Source organism: Brevibacterium renqingii (assembly GCF_017808095.1).
Lineage (GTDB): Bacteria > Actinomycetota > Actinomycetes > Actinomycetales > Brevibacteriaceae > Brevibacterium > Brevibacterium renqingii.
In genome coordinates, this window is the sequence record NZ_JADBHG010000003.1 from 180,906 (window position 1) to 200,092 (window position 19,187).

Annotated in this window: 18 protein-coding genes; 11 read left to right on the plus strand and 7 right to left on the minus strand. The window is 66.7% G+C overall.

Annotation, left to right across the window (positions count from 1 at the left end; all coding sequences use genetic code 11):
- The first annotated feature begins 18 nt into the window (after positions 1 to 18).
- Positions 19 to 852, plus strand: coding sequence for an ammonia-dependent NAD(+) synthetase (gene nadE / locus IIE29_RS08220; RefSeq protein ID WP_209324760.1), 834 nt, complete (start codon positions 19 to 21; stop codon positions 850 to 852).
- Between the two features lie 23 nt (positions 853 to 875).
- On the opposite strand, the gene IIE29_RS08225 is transcribed toward nadE, so the two are convergent.
- Entirely contained in the window at positions 876 to 1,592 is a 717-nt protein-coding gene (locus IIE29_RS08225; protein WP_343071846.1) for a hypothetical protein, read from the minus strand.
- A gap of 96 nt (positions 1,593 to 1,688) precedes the next feature.
- On the opposite strand from IIE29_RS08225, the gene IIE29_RS08230 reads away from it, so the two are divergent.
- The 5 genes from IIE29_RS08230 (at position 1,689) to holA (ending at position 8,271) form a co-directional block, all read left to right on the plus strand.
- Positions 1,689 to 2,996: a UDP-glucose dehydrogenase family protein gene (locus IIE29_RS08230; RefSeq protein WP_209324761.1), complete on the plus strand. Its 1,308-nt coding sequence runs from the start codon at positions 1,689 to 1,691 to the stop codon at positions 2,994 to 2,996.
- Positions 2,993 to 3,868, plus strand: a complete 876-nt coding sequence (locus IIE29_RS08235; protein WP_209324762.1) for a DegV family protein — start codon at positions 2,993 to 2,995, stop codon at positions 3,866 to 3,868. The genes IIE29_RS08230 and IIE29_RS08235 overlap by 4 nt, the downstream gene beginning before the upstream one ends.
- A 176-nt stretch (positions 3,869 to 4,044) precedes the next feature.
- A complete protein-coding gene (locus tag IIE29_RS08240; RefSeq protein WP_209324763.1) occupies positions 4,045 to 4,929 on the plus strand; it encodes a ComEA family DNA-binding protein in 885 nt (294 codons plus the stop codon).
- 7 nt (positions 4,930 to 4,936) lie between these two features.
- On the plus strand, positions 4,937 to 7,204 hold the full coding sequence (locus IIE29_RS08245; protein WP_246475826.1) for a ComEC/Rec2 family competence protein: 2,268 nt from the start codon (positions 4,937 to 4,939) through the stop codon (positions 7,202 to 7,204).
- Between the two features lie 83 nt (positions 7,205 to 7,287).
- Positions 7,288 to 8,271, plus strand: a complete 984-nt coding sequence (gene holA, locus IIE29_RS08250) for a DNA polymerase III subunit delta (RefSeq protein WP_209324764.1) — start codon at positions 7,288 to 7,290, stop codon at positions 8,269 to 8,271.
- A gap of 91 nt (positions 8,272 to 8,362) precedes the next feature.
- On the opposite strand, the gene rpsT is transcribed toward holA, so the two are convergent.
- The 3 genes from rpsT to IIE29_RS08265 all read right to left on the minus strand — a co-directional run bounded on the left by rpsT (position 8,363) and on the right by IIE29_RS08265 (position 10,301).
- The gene (gene rpsT / locus IIE29_RS08255) at positions 8,363 to 8,623 is read right to left on the minus strand and encodes a 30S ribosomal protein S20 (protein ID WP_209324765.1); all 261 of its coding nucleotides are present in this window, start codon (positions 8,621 to 8,623) and stop codon (positions 8,363 to 8,365) included.
- A 264-nt stretch (positions 8,624 to 8,887) separates the two neighbouring features.
- Positions 8,888 to 9,454: a type II toxin-antitoxin system PemK/MazF family toxin gene (locus IIE29_RS08260; protein WP_209324766.1), complete on the minus strand. Its 567-nt coding sequence runs from the start codon at positions 9,452 to 9,454 to the stop codon at positions 8,888 to 8,890.
- A gap of 82 nt (positions 9,455 to 9,536) precedes the next feature.
- A complete protein-coding gene (locus IIE29_RS08265; protein ID WP_209324767.1) occupies positions 9,537 to 10,301 on the minus strand; it encodes an endonuclease/exonuclease/phosphatase family protein in 765 nt (254 codons plus the stop codon).
- Between the two features lie 129 nt (positions 10,302 to 10,430).
- Between IIE29_RS08265 and lepA the strand changes: the two genes are divergently transcribed.
- Both lepA and hemW read left to right on the plus strand, forming a co-directional pair.
- Positions 10,431 to 12,299: a translation elongation factor 4 gene (gene lepA / locus IIE29_RS08270; protein ID WP_246475827.1), complete on the plus strand. Its 1,869-nt coding sequence runs from the start codon at positions 10,431 to 10,433 to the stop codon at positions 12,297 to 12,299.
- Positions 12,300 to 13,529 carry a radical SAM family heme chaperone HemW gene (gene hemW / locus IIE29_RS08275; protein ID WP_209324768.1) on the plus strand — a complete coding sequence of 410 codons (1,230 nt, stop codon included), beginning with the start codon at positions 12,300 to 12,302 and terminating at the stop codon, positions 13,527 to 13,529.
- Between the two features lie 91 nt (positions 13,530 to 13,620).
- Here the strand turns inward: hemW and IIE29_RS08280 are convergent, their stop codons facing one another.
- The 3 genes from IIE29_RS08280 to IIE29_RS08290 all read right to left on the minus strand — a co-directional run bounded on the left by IIE29_RS08280 (position 13,621) and on the right by IIE29_RS08290 (position 15,902).
- Positions 13,621 to 14,139, minus strand: coding sequence for a DUF4870 domain-containing protein (locus IIE29_RS08280; RefSeq protein WP_209324769.1), 519 nt, complete (start codon positions 14,137 to 14,139; stop codon positions 13,621 to 13,623).
- Between the two features lie 108 nt (positions 14,140 to 14,247).
- A complete protein-coding gene (locus tag IIE29_RS08285; protein WP_209324770.1) occupies positions 14,248 to 14,895 on the minus strand; it encodes a DUF4870 domain-containing protein in 648 nt (215 codons plus the stop codon).
- Between the two features lie 140 nt (positions 14,896 to 15,035).
- Positions 15,036 to 15,902 carry a DUF3097 domain-containing protein gene (locus IIE29_RS08290; RefSeq protein WP_209324771.1) on the minus strand — a complete coding sequence of 289 codons (867 nt, stop codon included), beginning with the start codon at positions 15,900 to 15,902 and terminating at the stop codon, positions 15,036 to 15,038.
- Positions 15,903 to 16,054: 152 nt separating this feature from the next.
- On the opposite strand from IIE29_RS08290, the gene hrcA reads away from it, so the two are divergent.
- The 3 genes from hrcA (at position 16,055) to IIE29_RS08305 (ending at position 19,134) form a co-directional block, all read left to right on the plus strand.
- Entirely contained in the window at positions 16,055 to 17,107 is a 1,053-nt protein-coding gene (gene hrcA / locus IIE29_RS08295; protein WP_209324772.1) for a heat-inducible transcriptional repressor HrcA, read from the plus strand.
- 84 nt (positions 17,108 to 17,191) lie between these two features.
- Entirely contained in the window at positions 17,192 to 18,307 is a 1,116-nt protein-coding gene (dnaJ, locus tag IIE29_RS08300) for a molecular chaperone DnaJ (protein WP_209324773.1), read from the plus strand.
- Complete coding sequence (locus IIE29_RS08305; protein WP_209324774.1) at positions 18,304 to 19,134, plus strand: 16S rRNA (uracil(1498)-N(3))-methyltransferase; 831 nt, start codon at positions 18,304 to 18,306, stop codon at positions 19,132 to 19,134. Before dnaJ ends, IIE29_RS08305 begins: the two co-directional genes overlap by 4 nt.
- Positions 19,135 to 19,187 lie beyond the last annotated feature (53 nt).

A 19,187-nucleotide genomic window follows, 5' to 3' on the forward strand; every position in this document is an offset into this window, starting at 1 on the left:
TCGCAGGATCGAGAGTCAATGAGAGCAGAAGCCGTCCAGGACGAGATCCGTTCGCAGCTCGGGGTGCGGCCGACGATCGACCCGGCCACCGAGATCGCACGCCGGGTCGAATTCCTCGTCGACTACGTGCTGACCACCGGTGCCAAGGGACTGGTGCTGGGCATCAGCGGGGGCCAGGACTCCACTCTGGCCGGCCGGCTGAGCCAGCTGGCTGTGGAGGGTCTGCGCCGCCGCGGTGCCGAGGCCGAGTTCTGGGCCGTCCGTCTGCCGCACCATGTGCAGACCGATGAGCAGGACGCGCAGGACGCGCTGTCCTTCATCGGCGCCGATCACGAGATCACCATCAACATCGGTGCGGCCACCGATGCCGCCGCCGACGAGTACGAGAAGGCGACGGGCGAGCCGATCAGCGATTTCGGCAAGGGAAACGTCAAGGCACGGATGCGGATGACCGCGCAGTTCGAACTGGCAGGTGAGAAGCGTCTCCTCGTCGTCGGCACGGATCACGCCGCCGAGGCGGTCACCGGATTCTTCACCAAGTTCGGTGACGGCGCCGCCGACGTCGTCCCGCTCGCAGGGCTGAACAAGCGGCAGGGGCGAGCCCTGCTGGGCCACCTCGGCGCTCCCGAGCATCTCGTCGTCAAAGCGCCGACAGCCGATCTGCTCGACGACGAGCCCGGTCAGACGGACGAATCCTCCTTGGGCCTCAGCTATGACCAGATCGACGACTTCCTCGAGGGCAAGGCGATCGCAGCGGACGCCGCCTCGGCGCTCATCGAGAAGTACCGCAGGTCCGAGCACAAGCGCCGCACCCCGGTGGCCCCGACCGACACGTGGTGGATCCGGCACTGAGTTCGTGACGGGGCCTCAGCGGCTCACTCCGTGAAGGGCGGGGCACCGGAGACGAGGCCGAGCTCGAGGGCCGTCTGATTGAACTCCCAGCGGGAGGAGACGAACTCGTCGCTGAGCCGCTCGCCTCGACCGCGTGCTTCCGTGTACTCCCGCCACCCGTCCTCGCGGGTGTCACCGGGACGGATCTCACGCGTCGTCGAGTCCGCCGGCGCCACCTGGGTCTCCTCATTCACCCAGAGCGACAGCGCCTCGGCGGACCGGTAGAGGTTCATGAACGCGGTGTGCGAGCGCGGATTGTCGAAGCTGGTCTTCTTGAACTCGTCACAGAACGTATGGAGCGGCTCGAGCTCGCTGATCGCGAGAGTGCCGAAGGTCGCATCCAGACGCAGCGACTGGACGAGGCCGCCGGAGTCGGGCAGCAGTTCGAGGATGCGACGAGCGCGACGCTCATCCGGCAGCAGCTCGACGCTCTCCTCGACCGGGGTGAGTCCGGGCGTGTCCATGCGACCGAGTTCGACGCTGAGCTGCTGACGCAGCGCATCGATCTGACGCTGCGCACGCCGCCATTCGCCGTGGAACATCAGCAGTGCCACGATCACGCCCAGGCACAGCACGAGACCGATGATCCAGGCGGCAGCATGCAGTCCGGAGACGGCGAAGGCCACGATGCCGAGTGCGGTGAGCACCGCAGTCGTCACCGCCGCCGGTGAATTGGTGAGGAAATCCAGGAAACGCTTCACAACTCCAAGCCTACTGTTTCAACCTCCGGATATCGTGCAACCGTGTGGCATATAGTGTGGTGCGAGAACGCATGACTATACGCAGGAGAGCTCAGCTTGAAGATTTCAGTCATCGGTTGCGGATACCTGGGCGCGGTGCATGCGGCGGCCATGGCTTCTCTGGGCCACGAAGTCACAGGAGTCGACGTCGATGAAGCCAAAGTGGAGGCTCTGACTTCCGGGCGTCCGCCGTTCTTCGAACCGGGGCTGAGCGAACTGCTCGTGAAGGCTCAGGACAGGGGCCGTCTCGAATTCACCACCGACGTCTCCCGCGCCGCCGAGGCGCAGGTGCACTTCGTGTGCGTGGGCACCCCGCAGAAGCCCGGCGAGTTCGCCGCTGATGTCACTTATGTCGATGCGGCCGTGGATTCGCTGCGACCGCATCTGACTCCGACGTCGGTGGTTGTGGGCAAATCGACCGTTCCCGTCGGCACTGCGGAGCGTCTGGCCGGTGTCATCGCCGCAACCGGGGCGACGATGATGTGGAACCCCGAATTCCTCCGCGAAGGCCACGCCGTCGAGGACACCCTCCATCCGAACCGTCTGGTCTACGGTGTGGCCTCCGGCGAGGCCGGGAAGCGCGCGGTCGAGGTGCTCGACGAGGTCTATGCGACGATTCTGGCCGAGGACACTCCACGCATGATCACCGACTTCGCCACGGCGGAACTGGTCAAGACCGCGGCGAATTCGTTCCTGGCCACGAAGATCTCGTTCATCAACGCCATGGCCGAACTCTGCGAGGCCTCGGGGGCCGATGTCACCCAATTGGCCGATGCGATCGGCATGGACGATCGGATCGGACGCAAGTTCCTCAATGCCGGCCTCGGCTTCGGCGGCGGCTGCCTGCCCAAGGACATCCGCGCCTTCATGGCGCGCGCCGGGGAACTCGGTGCCGATCAGGCCGTCGCGTTCCTCAAGGAGATCGACTCGATCAACATGCGCCGACGCGTGCGCATCGTCGACATCGCACGTGATGCCCTGGCCGGGTCGTTCATCGGCAAGCGGATCACCGTCCTCGGTGCGGCCTTCAAACCCGACAGCGATGACGTCAGGGACTCACCCGCCCTGGCAGTCGCCCGACTCATCGCCACCCAGGGCGGTGTCGTCACCGTCACCGACCCGCAGGCCATCGGCAATGCGAAGAAGTCCTTCCCCGAGCTGCAGTACGCGGCCGACACCACCGAGGCGCTGACCGGTGCCGATGCCGTGCTGCTGCTGACGGAATGGCGCGAATACCGAGATCTCGATCCAGCGGCGACCGCCGACCTCGTGGCCGGGAAGGTCCTCGTCGACGGCCGCAACGTGCTCACCCCCGAACTGTGGCGCAGCGCCGGATGGACCTATCGCGCTCTGGGCCGTCCATGAGGATCGGCCTGGTCACCGATTCCACGGCACAGCTGTCCGCCGCTGAGCAGGAGGAGCTGAACCGGGCCACCGACGGGCTCTTCGCCGTGGTGCCGCTGACCGTCCTGATCGGCGGGGTCGCCTTCACCGACGGTGAGATCGCAGCGGCGGATCTGTGCACGAAGATGGCCGGAGGCGCCGAAGTCTCGACGTCCATGGCCACCCCGGACCAGTTCTCCGCCGCGTTCGCCGAGCTGAGACGACGCGGAGCCGAGGCCATCATCGTCGTGACCATGTCCGCGGAACTGTCCGGCACCCGCGATTCGGCCGTCACCGCCGCCGAAGCCGAGGACATCCTCATCAACGTCGTCGACTCCCGGACCACCTCGGCGGGGCTCGCCGGGGCGCTGTCGGTGGCGGTGGCCGGGATCCGTCAGGGCTTCGACGTCGAATCGATCGGCGGAACCATCGCCGACTGGTGCGCGGGGGAGACGCGGACCGTGTTCGCTCCCGCGAGCCTGGAGCACCTGCGTCGAGGCGGTCGCATCGGCGCAGCTGCGTCCCTGCTGGGCAGGGCATTGCAGATCGTGCCCGTGCTCGGACTCAATGCCGGCGTCGTCGTCCCCCTGGCCCGGGTGCGCACGAGGACGAAGGCACTGGAGAAGATCATCGCGCTCAGTGCGCACGCGGCCGGCGAGATATCCGGACCCGGAGACTCCGTGCATATCGAGATCCAACAGGCCGAAGGCGAGATCGACGACGCCGATGTCACCATGCTCCTCACACGACTGTCCGAACTCGGCTTCGCGACCTCGTTCCGGACCCTGTCGACGATCATCTCCGCGCACGTCGGGCCCGGCACGATCGGGGTGACCGTCCAGACGGTTCCCTGAAGCCGAGCGGACCGCCGAGGGCAGGAGTCGGCGCAGAGAGAAGAGCCGGCTCGAGCACCGCGAACTGTGGACGGCGCGCCGACTCGAGCGTGCGGAGCCTGTGGACCCAGAGACGCTGTCCACAGTCTCGTCGCAGCTCCTGGCCGTCCGGATGATGACATCCCTAACCTCGGACAATGGCTGTCTCTCCGGATGACCGCTTCGCGGGTCTCCTCAATTCCAGTGCCGAACGCGGCGGTTGGGTGCCGGGAGACGTCTTCACCGCCGATACCGCCGGTGAAGAGGAGACCGTGGCACCCCGCCGGGTGCGTCTGCCCGTCCTCGTGGCAGTCGCGATCGCCACGGTCGGTGTCCTCGCCCTCGCCTTCTTCCTCTTCCGACCCGTGCCTCAGCACTCCCCGACCGCTTCACCCGGACAGGCGGACCCCTCTCAGCAGGGTGCAGGCGACAGCGATGGAAGCGTTGGTGCCGCGTCGCCGGACGCGGCGGGCGAAGGACAGAGCGGTCCTGCCTCGGCGAGTCCTTCGGGTGAGGTGATCGTCCATGTCACCGGCGCGGTGAGCTCACCCTCGGTGGTCACGCTTCCGGCCGGGGCGCGGGTGCAGGACGCCGTCGAGGCGGCAGGAGGACTGCGTGGGGACGCGGCCGCGGAGTCGGTCAATCTGGCCCGCGTGCTCGCCGACGGCGAACAGATCCATATCCCGGAAGAGGGCGAGGAGCCCGAGGACCGGGCTGCAGGGGCCGGGGGACAGCCGGCCGGTGGGCCGGAGGGCGACGCGGCGACGAACGCCGGAGCGGACTCTGGCGGCGGTTCAGCGGGACACGCGGCTGCGGCCGACGGTGCTGCCCAAGGGGCACCCGGCCAGACCGGGCGGGTCGATCTCAACACGGCCGATGCCACCGCCCTGCAGACCCTGCCCGGAGTCGGGCCCGTCACCGCTGAGGCGATCATCAGCCACCGGCAGACACAGCCCTTCGCCGCCGTCGAGGACCTGCTGCTCGTCAAGGGCATCGGACCGAAGACCTACGAAAGCCTCAAAGACCTTGTCACCGTCGGCTGATGCGCAGATGCCGAAGACGCACGCCGCCCGGTTCCGCACGTCCTGCGCAGCAGCCGCTGATCGGCTGCGGACGAAGACACGTTTGTGGCCGGGCTCCGTCCGCCTGCTCTGCTGCGCCGCCGGGCTGTGGGCCACGGCCCTGCTCACGCCCGGGCCCTGGGCACTGGTCGGCGTCCCCGTGCTCGGCCTCCTCGGATTCCTGTCCCTGCGTCGTCACCATCATCTCGGCGTGGGTCTGATCGTCTTCGCCTGCCTGGTGACGATCCAGATCACGGCACTGGCAGCCTCGCGGGGCCCGGGGACCGCGGCAGAGACCGTCGGCACCGTCGTCGGCCACAGCGAACCCGGGGCCACAGGCTGGACGCGCCTGACGCTGCTGACGACCACGGGGTTCACCGAAGTGCTCAGTCCCGCGGCCGTGGACGCGGGCACGTCGGTCCGGATGCGCACGGAGCGTGCCGACGACATCCGCTCGACCAGCAGCGCACCCGAGTCGGTGCGGGAGCCGAACGCACTCTGGCGGTGGCGCGAGCGACTGCGGACACAGCTGCGGGCCGATTCCCTGGCCGCGGGACACGACGGCGGGCACCTCCTGCCCGGGCTCGTCGTCGGCGACACCGAACCCCAGGACGCACGCATGATCGACGATATGCGTGCGGTCTCTCTGACCCATGTCTCCGCCGTCTCGGGCAGCAATGTCACGATCGTCAGCCTCGGCGCAGGACTGCTGGCGGGTGCATGTCGGGCCGGCCCCCGACTGCGGGTGAGCATCGGGGTGCTCGCCTGCATCGGCTATGTCTTCATCGTCGGCTTCGAACCCAGCGCGATCCGAGCGGCCGGCATGGCGATCGCGACGGCATTGGTGTTCCTGCGCGGAGGAGGGATCTCACCGGTGGCGGTGATGTGTTCGACGGCGAGCCTGCTCCTGGCGTTCGTTCCGGTCCTGGCCACCTCGGTGGGGTTCGTCCTGTCCGTGGTCTCCACTGCCGCGATCATGTTCATCGTCCCGATCCTGCTGCGTCGGCTCGCCGTGCACCTGCCGCTGCTGCCGTCCGTGCTGGTGACCGCCCTCGTCGTTCCGTTCGTCGCGCAGCTGGCCTGCACCCCGGTGCTCGTAGCCATCGACCCGCGCATCGGGCTGTGGTCCGTGGCCGCCAATGCGCTGGCCGCGCCTGCCGTGCTGCCGGCCACCGCTGCCGGTTTCCTCAGCCTCGTCTGCGCGGCGATCGCGACCACGGGACTGCCGGGATTCGACCTCCTCTCCGAACTGCTCGCTCGGCTCGGGTCCCTTCCCGCGTGGTGGATCGTCCGCGTCGCTCGGATCTGCGCCGCACTGCCCGGTGCCGCGCTCGACTGGCCCGCACCGCCGGCGGGCACGCTGCTGGCCGCGGCACTGCTCGGCAACGCGGCGGTCGGGGGCTGGCTGCTGGTGCGGCGCCGACTGTGGGGTCTGCCCGTCCTCGTCCTCTGCTGCGTCCTGACCGCATCGGTCATCATCGCGGTGCGTGCGAAGCCGCCGGGTGCGGACTGGCTGGTGCTCGTCTGCGATGTGGGGCAGGGGGCGGGCGCGGTGATCAACCTCGGCGAGGGGCGGGGACTGGTCGTCGACACAGGACGGGAAGCCGAACCCATCGACACCTGCCTGGACGACTCCGGGATCGCCGAATTCGATCTGCTCATCTCCCATTTCGACGCCGACCACTTCGCCGGCTATCCAGGGACGAGCTGGGGCAGGCGCATCGACCGGATGTTCGTCTCCGCGAACGTCGCGACATCACCCGAAGCCCGACGCGTGGCCGCCGACACCGGCGCCGAGGTGGTCGCCGCTCAGCGTGGGCAGAGCCTCGCCTTCGACCAGGCAGACGTCGAGGTGCTGTGGCCGCCGCCGCGTCCGCACCCGGCAGGACAGGACGAGGAGCTGCGCAACGAAGACTCCCTGGTCGTCCGCGTCGATCACGAGGGGCTGAGCACGCTGCTGCCCGGTGATGTGGGAGCAGACGAGCAGTTCGTCCTCGCTCAGGGACTGCAGCCGGTCGATGTGCTCATCGCCCCGCACCACGGATCATCCGATCTCGCCCCGGAGTTCTTCGCCGCTGCCGCACCACGCCTCGGGGTGGTGTCCGTGGGAGAGAACAGCTACGGGCATCCGTCTCCGAAGTCGCTGCGAGCCTTCGGCCCCGTGCCGGTGCTGCGCACCGACCGCTGCGGTTCCGTGGCGCTCTATGCTCAGGGACGGTTCAGCACCGGAACGGACTGCCCGGAGGACAGGGGCTGAGCCGGAAGACGGACGGGTTCGGGGATCCGGCACCGCTTCGGGACATGCCTTCCATGTCGGTCGGCCACGATAGGCTGGGGAGCATGGCAGCGAAGAAGACACTGATCCCGTGGAGTTCGGCGAAACCGGCACCCGTCGTCATGATCTCCGGCGGCGAGTCGGTGCTCGTGCGCATGGCCAAGGACCGGATCGTCTCCGCCGTGCGGAAGCAGGACCCCGAAGAGATCGAGATCGACGCCGCCGCATACCAGGCCGGTGAACTGGCGATGGCGGCATCACCGTCCCTGTTCTCCTCCCAGAAGCTCATCGTCGTCGACGCAGTGGAGAAGTGCTCGGAGGACTTCCTCAACGATGCGCTGGCCTACCTCGACGAACCCAATGACGATGCCGTGGTGCTGCTCATGCATGCCGGCGGCAATCGCGGTGCGAAGCTCATCAAGAAGTTCGACGCCGCAGGATTCCCCCGCATCGATGCGGGAGTGCTGAAGAACGAGAGCGACCGCGCGAAGTTCGCCCAGAGCCGTTTCAAAGCGGCGAAGCGCCGGATCGACGAATCCGGAATGGCCGCGCTGATGTCGGCGTTGGGATCGGATCTGGCCGAACTCAACGCGGGAGTCGACCAGCTCATCGAGGACACCGAGGGCCCTATCACCGCTGAGGTCGTCGACCAGTACTACGGCGGGCGCGTCGAGGCGACGGGTTTCAAGGTCGCCGATGCGGCTGTGGCCGGTGATGTGAAGAATGCGCTCAGTCTGCTGCGTCATGCCCTGTCGACCGGCTCCGATCCGGTCCCGCTCGTCGCCGCCGTGGCGATGAAGCTGCGGGGAATGGCCAAGGTGCAGGGATTCTCCGGCACCAGCGGCGAACTCGCCTCGGAGCTGAAGATGGCGCCTTGGCAGGTCGATCGCGCCCGGCGGGAGGTCAGGCGCTGGAACGAGGTCGCTCTCGGCCAGTCGCTCATCGCCGCCGCGGAAGCCGACGAAGCGGTCAAAGGCGGAGGTCGCGACCCGGTCTACGCCATCGAACGCTTCGTCTCCGAAGTCAGTCGCCTCGCCCGCGTGCGCTGACTGCGCCGCTCACAACCCGCTGCAGGTGAATGCACACAGGGCCCGATCCTTGCGGATCGGGCCCTGTGAAGCTGCAGCCTCAGTCGTCTGCTCAGAGAGCGTTGATCTGCGTGGCCATGCGCGACTTGCGGTTCGCAGCGTTGTTCTTGTGCAGAACACCCTTCGAAACGGCCTTGTCGAGCTTGCGGGCGGCGGCAGCATATGCCTGCTGCGCTTCGTCCTTCTTGCCGGCAGCAATGTTCTCGCGAACGACGCGGACGTAGGACCGAACCTCGGACCGGACAGCCTTGTTGCGCTGACGAGCCTTCTCGTTGGTCTTGTTCCGCTTGATCTGGGACTTGATATTAGCCAATTTCAACACTCTTTCGTGTTAGTGGTACACGGTCGTGAGGGCGCATCGGACCGACCTGCTCATCTCCGCGGGGAAACACATCGATGACATCGGAGCCGACGGCGTCTTCACCCGACCTCGGCGAGACACACGCCTTGATGAAGACACAGAAGCCAATGATACAGCTTCGATGCCCGCGCCGGAAATCTCCCGGATGCCCGGTCTGCCCGGCCCGGCGTCGGCAGCCGACCGGGAGCTTCGCACCCCCGTCAGGAGCTTCGGATCTCAGCTGATGTTCTTCGCCACGTGCTCGAACACCTCGCGGGGCATGACCGCACCCTCGCGGCGGATCGAATGCGGGTCCAGGCGAATGACACGGTCGAGGCGGATCTCCGAGGGGCGGCCCCGCGAGTCCCAGTCCCCGGAGCCGACGTTCATCCAGCGGGCATGCCGGTCCTCGCGCACCTCACCGACATCACCGGGGATATGGTCCTGGCTGGTGAGCATGAGAACGAGCACCCAGTCGCCGTCGCGTCCGACGACGAGGGAGGGGCGGTCCTTGCCCTGCGTGTGATCCTCTTCGAAGGGGATCCAGCCCCAGACGACCTCTCCCGGGTCAGCATCGCCGTCGCGGTTCGGGCAGTAGCTGGCCGTGACAGTGCCCTCATAGTCGCCGGGATAGGTTCCCTGCGAACTCGAACCGTCCGGGCCGGCCACGTCGGTCTGCCGGCGAGCATCCGCACGCGGTCGCGTGCCGCCGGAGCTCTTCTTCGCCTGCGACTGACGCAGGTAGCGCAGGCCTTCGCGGACACCGATTCTGGCCGCCCGGTTGACGAGTGATTTCCAGTTCATGGTCTCAGCCTAATCGAGAAGCGAGCTGCGGCTGCTTTCCCAGGGGACGGAGCAGCGATCAGGTGGAGTCGAGCAGTGCCTCTCAGACGAAGTCGAGCACCGCCTCGACGGGGAAATGATCGGACGGGTACCTGCCGTGCGCGCTGAACGTGTTGATCGTCGTCGCCACCGTGGCCAGACCAGCGGTGGTGAGGATCCAGTCGATGCGGGGCTCTCCCTGCTTCGGCCCGTTGTAGCGGTGGAAGGTGCCGATGTCCTCGCCCGGGACTTCGGCGGCGGTGTCGGTGAGGCCGAGTTCGGTGCAGAAGAAGTCGTAGACGGGTGAGCCCGTGGCGACATTGAAGTCGCCGGTGACGACGGAGGGGTGGGCCGCCTCGGCGATGGTGTCGCCCATGATCCTGCCCGATTCCATGCGAGCACGTTCGGATCTGTGGTCGAGGTGCGTGTTGAGCACACGCAGACGTCGATCACTGATGCGGTCGCGGACGTCGACGGTCGTGAGTGTGCGCGCATGTGACACGCCCCAGGATTCCGAGGCCACCGTCTCGGGCTGTTCGGAGAGCCAGCTGATGTCGACGGCATCGACGTCGAAGCGCGCAGAATCCAGGATCACGGCCGTGAATTCGCCGGAATTGCCTCCGGAGTGACCTTCGCCGAGCCAGATGTACTCCTCGGGCAGCATTTCGATGAGCGTCTCGAGCTGATCGAGCTCTCCCTCCTGCGTGCCGATGATGTGCGGATGGGATGCGCGGATGAGTTCGGCCGCGATCGGCAGCCGTTCGGCCACCGGATGTCCGTCTCTGGCCGGATAGCGGAGATTGAAGCTCATGATCGCGAATTCGCTCATGTCTCCATCTTCGCCGATCGCGTGCCGGGTGCGAAGCGATCGACGCGGATTCCAGGTCCGCATGCAAGTCATGGAAGAATGGGAGCTCTGGTCTGTCAGGAGATCTGATCTGTCAAAGGAAGGGCGTTCATGTCACCTCAGGTGAATAAGGAAGCTTTCAAGCGGATTTCACCGTCCGCCACCTCACCCGAGCTGATCCGCAATTTCTGCATCATCGCTCATATCGACCATGGCAAGTCGACCCTGGCCGACCGGATGCTCCAGATGACAGGTGCCGTCGAGAAGCGCGATATGCGCGCCCAGTACCTCGACCGGATGGACATCGAGCGCGAGCGCGGCATCACGATCAAATCCCAGGCGGTGCGCATGCCCTGGGAATACGAGGACACGCCGTATGCGCTCAACATGATCGACACCCCCGGGCACGTCGACTTCAGCTACGAGGTCTCACGCTCCCTGGCCGCCTGTGAGGGCGCGCTGCTGCTCGTCGACTCGGCGCAGGGCATCGAGGCGCAGACTCTGGCGAATCTGTACCTGGCCATGGAGAACGATCTCGCGATCATCCCTGTGCTCAACAAGATCGACCTGCCGGCCGCGCAGCCGGAGAAGTACGCCGAAGAGCTGGCGAACCTCATCGGCTGCGAGCCCGAGGACTGCCTGCTCGTATCGGGCAAGACCGGGGAAGGCGTCGAGGAGGTCCTCGACCGCATCATCTCCGACATCCCGGCCCCCGTTGGCGACGCCGAGGCACCGGCCCGGGCGATGATCTTCGACTCCGTCTACGACACCTACCGCGGCGTGGTCACCTACGTCCGCCTCGTCGACGGCTCGCTCAGACCGCGCGAGAAGATCGAGATGATGTCGACCGGCAGCACCCACGAACTGCTCGAGATCGGCGTCTCCGCCCCGGAACCGCAGGCGACGAAGGGCCTGGGCGTCGGCGAGGTCGGCTACCTCATCACCGGTGTCAAGGATGTGCGGCTGTCGAAGGTCGGCGACACCGTCACCCTCGCATCCTCTCCCGCGGCAGAACCGCTCGAAGGCTACAAGGAGCCCCAGCCGATGGTGTATTCGGGGCTGTTCCCGATCGACGGCTCGGACTACCCGGTCCTGCGGGATGCTCTCGACAAGATCAAACTCAACGACGCCTCCTTGGCCTATGAGCCGGAGACGTCGACGGCGCTGGGCTTCGGCTTCCGGTGCGGCTTCCTCGGCCTGCTCCACCTCGAGGTGCTCCGCGACCGGCTCGAACGCGAATACGACCTCGACCTCATCTCCACCGCGCCGAGCGTCATCTACGACGTGACCATGGAGGACGGGACCGAGACGACGGTGACGAACCCGAGCGAGTACCCCACCGGAAAGATCAAGGAGGTCAGAGAGCCCATGGTCCGGGCGACGATCCTGACGCCCAGCGACTACATCGGTGCGGTGATGGAGCTGTGCCAGACCCGGCGGGGCAGCCTGCAGGGCATGGACTACCTGTCCTCGGACCGCGTCGAGATCCGGTACCGGCTGCCTCTGGCCGAGATCGTCTTCGACTTCTTCGACCAGCTCAAGTCACGGACCAAGGGCTATGCGACCCTCGACTACTCCGATGACGGGGAGGACCCGGCCGATCTCGTCAAGGTCGACATCCTGCTGCACGGCGACCAGGTCGATGCGTTCTCCGCGATCGTCCACCGCGACAACGCCTACTCCTACGGCGTCGCGATGGCCGGCAAGCTGCGCAAGCTCATCCCGCGCCAGCAGTTCGAGGTGCCCGTCCAGGCGGCCATCGGCTCGCGGATCATCGCCCGCGAGACCATCCGCGCCATCCGCAAGGACGTGCTGTCCAAGTGCTACGGCGGTGACATCAGCCGCAAGCGCAAACTGCTCGAGAAGCAGAAGGAGGGCAAGAAGCGGATGAAGATGGTCGGCACCGTGGAAGTCCCGCAGGACGCCTTCATCGCAGCGCTGTCCTCCGATGAGCCGGAGACCAAGGACAGCAAGAAGTAAGTGCCCACACAACCGTCCGGAGAGGTGCCACCGCGCGACGGCTCACTCCCTGCCTCGGCGGGGGTCGGGGCCGCGGATCGCGGGCTGAGCCTCTACGTCCACGTTCCCTACTGCCGGGTCCGCTGCGGCTACTGCGATTTCAACACCTACACCGCCGAGGACCTCGGGCCGGGTGCTTCCCGCGACGACTACCGGGCCAATCTCGCTCGTGAGCTCGACCTGTCCGTGTCCACCCTCGCCGAGGCGGGCGCGGGGGACCGCGAGGTCTCGACGATCTTCTTCGGGGGAGGCACACCGACGCTGCTCGCCGCCGGGGTGCTCGCCGGGGTGATGGACGACATCCGCGCCCGCTTCCGATTGGCCGCCGACGTCGAGGTCACGACCGAGGCGAATCCCGACACCTTGGATCCCGCGTACATCGCCACCTTGGCCGGTGCCGGATTCACCCGCATCTCGATGGGCATGCAATCGGCTGTTCCGCATGTGCTCGCGACCCTCGACCGAACCCACGATCCGGAGAAGATCCCCGAGGTGGCCCGGTGGGTGAAGGAAGCAGGACTCGATCTGAGCCTCGATCTCATCTACGGCACACCGGGGGAGTCGATCGAGGACTGGCGCCGTTCGCTCGACGTCGCGCTGTCCAACGAAGTCGATCACATCTCGGCCTATTCGCTCATCATCGAACCCGGGACGAAGATGGGGGCGATGGTTCGCCGCGGCCGGCTGCCGATGCCCGATGAGGACGACCTGGCCGACAAGTATGAGATCGCCGATGCCGCGATGACCGCCGCCGGTCTGCACTGGTACGAGGTGAGCAACTGGTCGACCGGTCCGGAGACCAGGTGCCTGCACAATATGGCCTATTGGCAGGGCGCCGATTGGTGGGGCTACGGCCCCGGTGCGCACTCCCACGTCGGGGGAGTGCGGTTCTGGAACGCCAAGCACCCGCGGGCATGGAGTGACCGGCTTCTCGCCGGGCAGTCGCCGTCGATCGGCCGTGAGATCCTCGATGAGCAGACGCGGGAGATCGAAAGGATCATGCTGGCCGCCCGCATCGATTCCGAGCTGCGCCTGGATTCCCTCGGTGCAGGCAGTGAGCAGGCGATCAGAACCTTCGTCAGGCAGGGGCTGCTCGACCCCGACGGTGCAGCAGACGGCTGGTTCAGGCCGACCCTGCACGGACGCCTGCTCGCCGACCACATGGTGCGCATCCTCACCGAATACGTCTGAGTCCATCGCCTCCGGTGAAAAGCGACCGCCCCGACCCTCGCCCGAGGATCGGGGCGGTCGCACATCGGTGCGGACGGTCGGAACGTCCGGTCTACCTGATCCAGTTCGGAGTCAGCGGGATTCGGTAGCCCTCACCGCGATTCGCCGCCATGCAGGCGATGACCTCGATGACGATCATGTAGATCGAGAGGACGGGAAGCAGCAGCAGGATGAGGAATCCGATGCCGACGATCGTGAGAATTCCCCCGACGAGGCCGATGGCGAATCCCGCGATGACGCCGATGATCAGCAGATTGAGTGACTGCGCGGTGTGATGGCGCAAGAACGGCGACCTGTCCTTGTTGATGATGAAGAGGATGAGAGTGACGATCCATCCGAGCCCGACGACATAGGTGGCGGCATGGGCCAGATGGGACCACATCGCCGTCGAGCGCTCCGTCTGGTCGGCGTTCCAGAATCCGACCGAGTGCGGGCCGTAGGCGGCATCGGGCAGTGCAGCGCCGATGGGGACACCGGCCGCGGGGGAGTGGGCGGAAGCGGCGCCCGGGTGACCGTAGCCGCCATACGGCTGCTGCTGAGACCCGTACGGCTGCTGAGGATTGTCCGACATGAGAGACCCTTTCTGAGTTTCGATCACACCACAGTCACCCAGCTGGCTGGTCGAATCGCGTCCTGCGAATGCACCGTCCCGGGCGACGGGTATGTGTGACGAGCAAGCCTACTTCACGAAGTCGAAGACGAGCGGAAACCTGTATCCCTCGCCTCGGTTGGCCGCGACGGCGGCGATGACGTAGAGAACGGCATAGACGATCGGAACGATCACGGCGCCGTAGACGATGAAGATGCCCAGCCCGAACGTCACCAAGGCCAGGATGAAACCGAGGATCCCGAGCACGAACGCCGCAGCAGAGCTGATGATCGCGTTCGTGATCATGGCGTTGAGGCCCTGTCGCGAATGCTCGCGCACGAACGGGGATTCGTCCTTCTTGACGAGGAACATGACGAGCGGCATGAACCCGAAGATCAAAGTGCCGAGGTGAGCCCACATCGCCGCTGACCGTTCCTGCTCGCCGACCCTCCAGAACCGGTCGGAACCCGGTCCATAGGCGGCCTCGGGCAGCATCTGCGAATCGAACAGTGCGGGATTGCCGACCGGCGGAGGACCGACGCAGCCGGGCTGTCCGTAACCGGGCTGGGGGTGCCCGTGGCCCGGGCGCCCATAACCGGGCTGCGCAGAGCCATAGCTGCGCGGCCCGGACCGGCCGGTGCCCGGCTGCGAAGTGTACGGCTGCTGGGGTCCCGACGCCTGGGAGTAGTTCGGCGGCATGGGGCGGCCGTTGTTCGGCTGCTGGGGGTCGAACGACATGATGATCCTTTCACTGCCTCTGTCGTTTCACCCTAGCCCAGCCCTCGGTCGCGGGGCATGGCGAGCTGAGCGAATGCTGTGCCGATTCTGCAACATGCGGCTTCTGAGAAGGCTTCGCCGCCGCCGAGCGAACAGCGGAGTCAGCCGACCGTGACGAAGTCGATGAGCTCCTCGACACGACCGGACAGGGCCGGTTCGACATCGGCGATGGTCGACACCTTCCCGAGGATGCGCGCCCAGCCGCGGGCGACATCGCGGTGATCGGCGTGCGGCCACCCGATCCGACTCAGGATCCCGGTCTTCCAATCCTCACCGCGGGGAACGACCGGCCACTGATCGATGCCGACGACGTGCGGTTTGACCGCCTGCCAGATGTCGACATAGGGATGTCCGATGATGTGGACGACGTCGCGATAGCGGGGATCGGCCCGGACCGCCTCGGCGATCTTCGACTCCTTCGTCCCCTTCACGAGATGATCGGCCAGCACGCCCACACGATGGTCCTTGTCGGGTCCGAACGCTGCGAGCTTGTCGGCGACGTCGTCGAGTCCGCCGAGGGGTTCGACGACGACTCCTTCGATGCGCAGATCGTCGCCCCAGATCTTCTCGACCAGCTCGGCGTCGTGCTTGCCCTCGACCCAGATGCGAGACCCGCGCGCCACACGTGCTCGGGCTCCTTCGACGACTCGCGAACCCGAGGCCGTGCGACTCGGGGCGGTCGGCTTCTTCTTCGCCGGCAGGCGGAGATCGACCGGCTGCCCCTCGAGCAGGAACCCCGGTCCCAGCGGGAATGCCCGGACCTTGCCCTGCCGATCCTCGAGCTCGACGATGATGCCGGCCGTGGTCTTCTTGGCCCCGATGACGGCTCCGACATACCCGCTCATCGCGTCTTCGAGCACCATCCCGAGCCCGAGCTCGACCGGGCGTGACTTCTTCGGACGGTGTGAGGACGGGGAGCTGCCGGAGAGGACGTCGGATCCATAGCGATCGAAAGCATTCACAGGCACCCACCATAATGGCCCGCCACGTTGGAAGTGCGGTGACCCTCCGGCGGGGATGAGAAAGCGCGCAACCTCACCCGTGAAATGAAATCACCTGCGAAGAGGCGTAGAATTGGCACTCAGTGCTAATGAGTGCCAAGCGTGTGGGGAGGTCAGCGATGAACGACGGCAGACGGGCGCAGGTCCTGCGCGCCATCGTCGAGGACTTCGTCGCGACGAACGAACCCGTCGGCTCGAAGGCCATCGTCCAACGACACACGCTCGGGGTCTCACCCGCGACGATCCGCAACGATATGGCCCACCTCGAACAGGAGGGGTACATCGCCCAGCCGCACACCTCGGCCGGACGGATTCCGACTGATCTCGGCTACCGGATGTTCGTCGATCGCATCGATGAGTTCAAACCGCTCACCCAGGCCGAGCGCAGGGCGATCTTCCAGCTCATCGACGGCGACGTCGAACTCGACGAGATGCTCGACCGCACGGTGCGGGTGCTCTCCGGACTGACGCACCAAGTGGCGCTGATCCAGTATCCGACGGTGTCATTGGCACGGATCAAGCACATCGAGATCGTCGGCCTCGGACCGAGCCGGGTCCTCGTGGTCCTCATCACCGATGCGGGGCAGGTCGAACAGAAGACCGTCACACTGGGTCAGCTGCTCGACGACGAGGGAGTGCGCGGCATCCGCGATCGGATCAATGCCGAGTTCGCCGGGAAGAAGCTCTCCCATGTCATGGGCAAGGCCGCCGGAGCCGGGCACACCCCGGTCGCCGCCGAGTCGGTCTCCGCCGAGGCCGAAGATCGGGACGAGCTCGGACTGGAGAAGATCAGAGCCGCGGTCATCGATCTCGTCGCCGCGACCCGCGAGGAGCGCATCATCATGGCCGGCACCGCCAATCTCGCCCGCTCCGGGCATGAGTTCGGCGAGCAGATGGCGCCGATCCTCGAAGCCTTCGAAGAGCAGGTGGTGCTGCTCAAGCTGCTGACGTCGATGGCTGAGGACCAAGAGGAGATCAGCGTGCGCATCGGTCGTGAGAATACTCACGAATCGTTCAGTTCGACATCCGTCGTGGCCGCCGAATATGGTCATGACGCAGGTTCCTCGGCCCGCCTGGCGGTACTGGGACCGACGAGAATGGACTATCCGACGACGATCTCGGCCGTCAGAGCCGTCGCGAAGTACGTGTCCTCACTGCTCGACAGGGGATGAGGAGCCGCCGCACCGGTCAGGGCAGCCGGCGGCCGACCACCACGAATATGAAGAACACACACCATCAGGGAGAGAGAAGTTTCTGTGGCCGATCACTATGAAACACTCGGAGTGTCCAAGGACGCTTCTGCGGCTGAGATCAAGTCGTCGTACCGGAAATTGGCACGCAAGTACCACCCGGACGTCAACCCCGGCCACGAAGACGAGTTCAAGGCCATCTCATTGGCCTACGATGTGCTCTCCGACCCGGAGAAGCGCCGCAACTACGACATGGGCGGGGGAGAGAACGGACAGGGCTTCCCGGCCGGAGGCGGCTTCGGCGGTTTCGGAGACATCTTCGAAACCTTCTTCGGCGGCGGAGGCGGTCAGGCCGGCGGCCCGATCCCACGCACCCAGCGCGGCAAGGACGCCCTCGTCGGCGTCAGCATCGATCTCAAGACCGCGGCCTTCGGCGGGAACGTCGATCTCGATGTGACCACCGCGGTCGTCTGCGACACCTGCTCGGGAGCCGGTACGCAGGAGGGAACCTCTGTCGAGACCTGCAGCCTGTGCCACGGTGCCGGCAGCGTCCAGCGCATGACCCGCACTCTGCTGGGACAGATGGTCACGAACCAGACCTGCAATGCCTGCCACGGCTTCGGAACCGTCATCCCCAACCCGTGCCTCAACTGCCAGGGCGACGGCCGCGTGCGCAAGCAGCGGACGATGAAGATCCGCATCCCCGCCGGCGTCTCCGACGGCACCCGCATCCAGCTGAGCAGTCAGGGCGAGGTCGGACCGGGCGGCGGACCGGCCGGAGACCTCTTCGTCGAAGTCATGGTCACCCGCCACGAGGTGTTCCAGCGCGACGGAGACAATCTGCGCGCCTCGGTCTCCGTGCCGATGACCGCCGCTACCCTGGGCGCGACCATCCCGTTCGACACCTTCGACGGCACCCAGGACCTCAGCATCGCCGCCGGCACCCAGTCGGGCACGGTCGTCAAGCTCGCCGGGCTCGGCGCCACCCGCCTGCGTTCGGAGACTCGCGGCGACCTGCTCATCACCGTCGACGTGCTCACACCCGACAAGCTCGACGACGAACAGCGGGAACTGATCGAGAAGCTCGCGCAGCTGCGCGGAGAAGAGGCCCCGCGAGCCCAGATCACCACCGAGAGCCGCGGCGTGTTCTCCCGCATGCGCGAGAGGTTCGCCGGTCGGTGACTCTTCCCGTCTTCCGCTGCACCCGTGCCGCCGAGGCGGTCGCCGGTCAGGTGCTCGCCGTCGGTGAGGACGTGGCCGGGCATGCGGTGCGGGTGCGTCGGATCGGCCCCGGGGAGCAGATCGAGATCGTCGACGGAGCGGGCACGCGCGCCCGCGGCACCGTCACGGCCGCCTCGGCGACGGGGATGGAGATCGACGTCGCCGAGGTGATCACGGAAGCGGCGAACCGACCCCGGCTCGTCCTCGTCCAGGCCCTGGCCAAGGGCGACCGTGATCTGCAGGCCATCGAGGCGGCCACCGAGATCGGCGTCGACGAGGTCATTCCCTGGGCCGCCGAACGCTCAATCGCCGATTGGCCGGCGAAGAAGCGCGAGAAGATGGCCGCGAAATGGGAGCATCTGCTCCGCTCCGCCTCACTGCAGGCCCGGCGCTCCCGGTTCCCCGCACTGCACGAACTGGTCCGCGGCACCTCCCTGATCCAGCGCCTGGGCGAGACCGATGCGGTCTTCGTCCTCCACGAGACGGCGCAGCGCAGGCTCTCCCAGGCGCTGCGAGACCTCGGGGGCTCCGGCGGCGCTGCCGCTGCCGAGACCGAGCATTCGCCCGCTGCCGGGACCGAATCGACTGAGTCCGACTCCGGCGCTGCGGTCCGGCCTGAACGCATCGTCATCGTCGTCGGTCCCGAAGGCGGCATCAGCGACGGCGAACTCGAGGCGCTGAGCGGCATCGGCGCAGCCCCGGTGCTGCTGGGCCCGACCGTCCTGCGCTCCTCGTCCGCCGGCTCCGCGGGCCTCGTCATGGTGCAGAATTCATTGGGCCGTTGGTGAGACATCGGACTAGGATGGAAGCACAACCAGGCGCCGCCGGCGACGGTGAGCCC

Coding starts and splice junctions, on each gene's coding strand:
- nadE (WP_209324760.1), top strand. CDS start 19: ATGAGAGCAGAAGCCGTCCAGGACGAGATCCGTTCGCAGCTCGGGGTG.
- IIE29_RS08235 (WP_209324762.1), top strand. CDS start 2,993: ATGAGGATCGGCCTGGTCACCGATTCCACGGCACAGCTGTCCGCCGCT.
- IIE29_RS08240 (WP_209324763.1), top strand. CDS start 4,045: ATGGCTGTCTCTCCGGATGACCGCTTCGCGGGTCTCCTCAATTCCAGT.
- IIE29_RS08245 (WP_246475826.1), top strand. CDS start 4,937: ATGCCGAAGACGCACGCCGCCCGGTTCCGCACGTCCTGCGCAGCAGCC.
- holA (WP_209324764.1), top strand. CDS start 7,288: ATGGCAGCGAAGAAGACACTGATCCCGTGGAGTTCGGCGAAACCGGCA.
- IIE29_RS08260 (WP_209324766.1), bottom strand. CDS start 9,454: ATGAACTGGAAATCACTCGTCAACCGGGCGGCCAGAATCGGTGTCCGC.
- IIE29_RS08265 (WP_209324767.1), bottom strand. CDS start 10,301: ATGAGCGAATTCGCGATCATGAGCTTCAATCTCCGCTATCCGGCCAGA.
- lepA (WP_246475827.1), top strand. CDS start 10,431: ATGTCACCTCAGGTGAATAAGGAAGCTTTCAAGCGGATTTCACCGTCC.
- IIE29_RS08280 (WP_209324769.1), bottom strand. CDS start 14,139: ATGTCGGACAATCCTCAGCAGCCGTACGGGTCTCAGCAGCAGCCGTAT.
- IIE29_RS08285 (WP_209324770.1), bottom strand. CDS start 14,895: ATGTCGTTCGACCCCCAGCAGCCGAACAACGGCCGCCCCATGCCGCCG.
- hrcA (WP_209324772.1), top strand. CDS start 16,055: ATGAACGACGGCAGACGGGCGCAGGTCCTGCGCGCCATCGTCGAGGAC.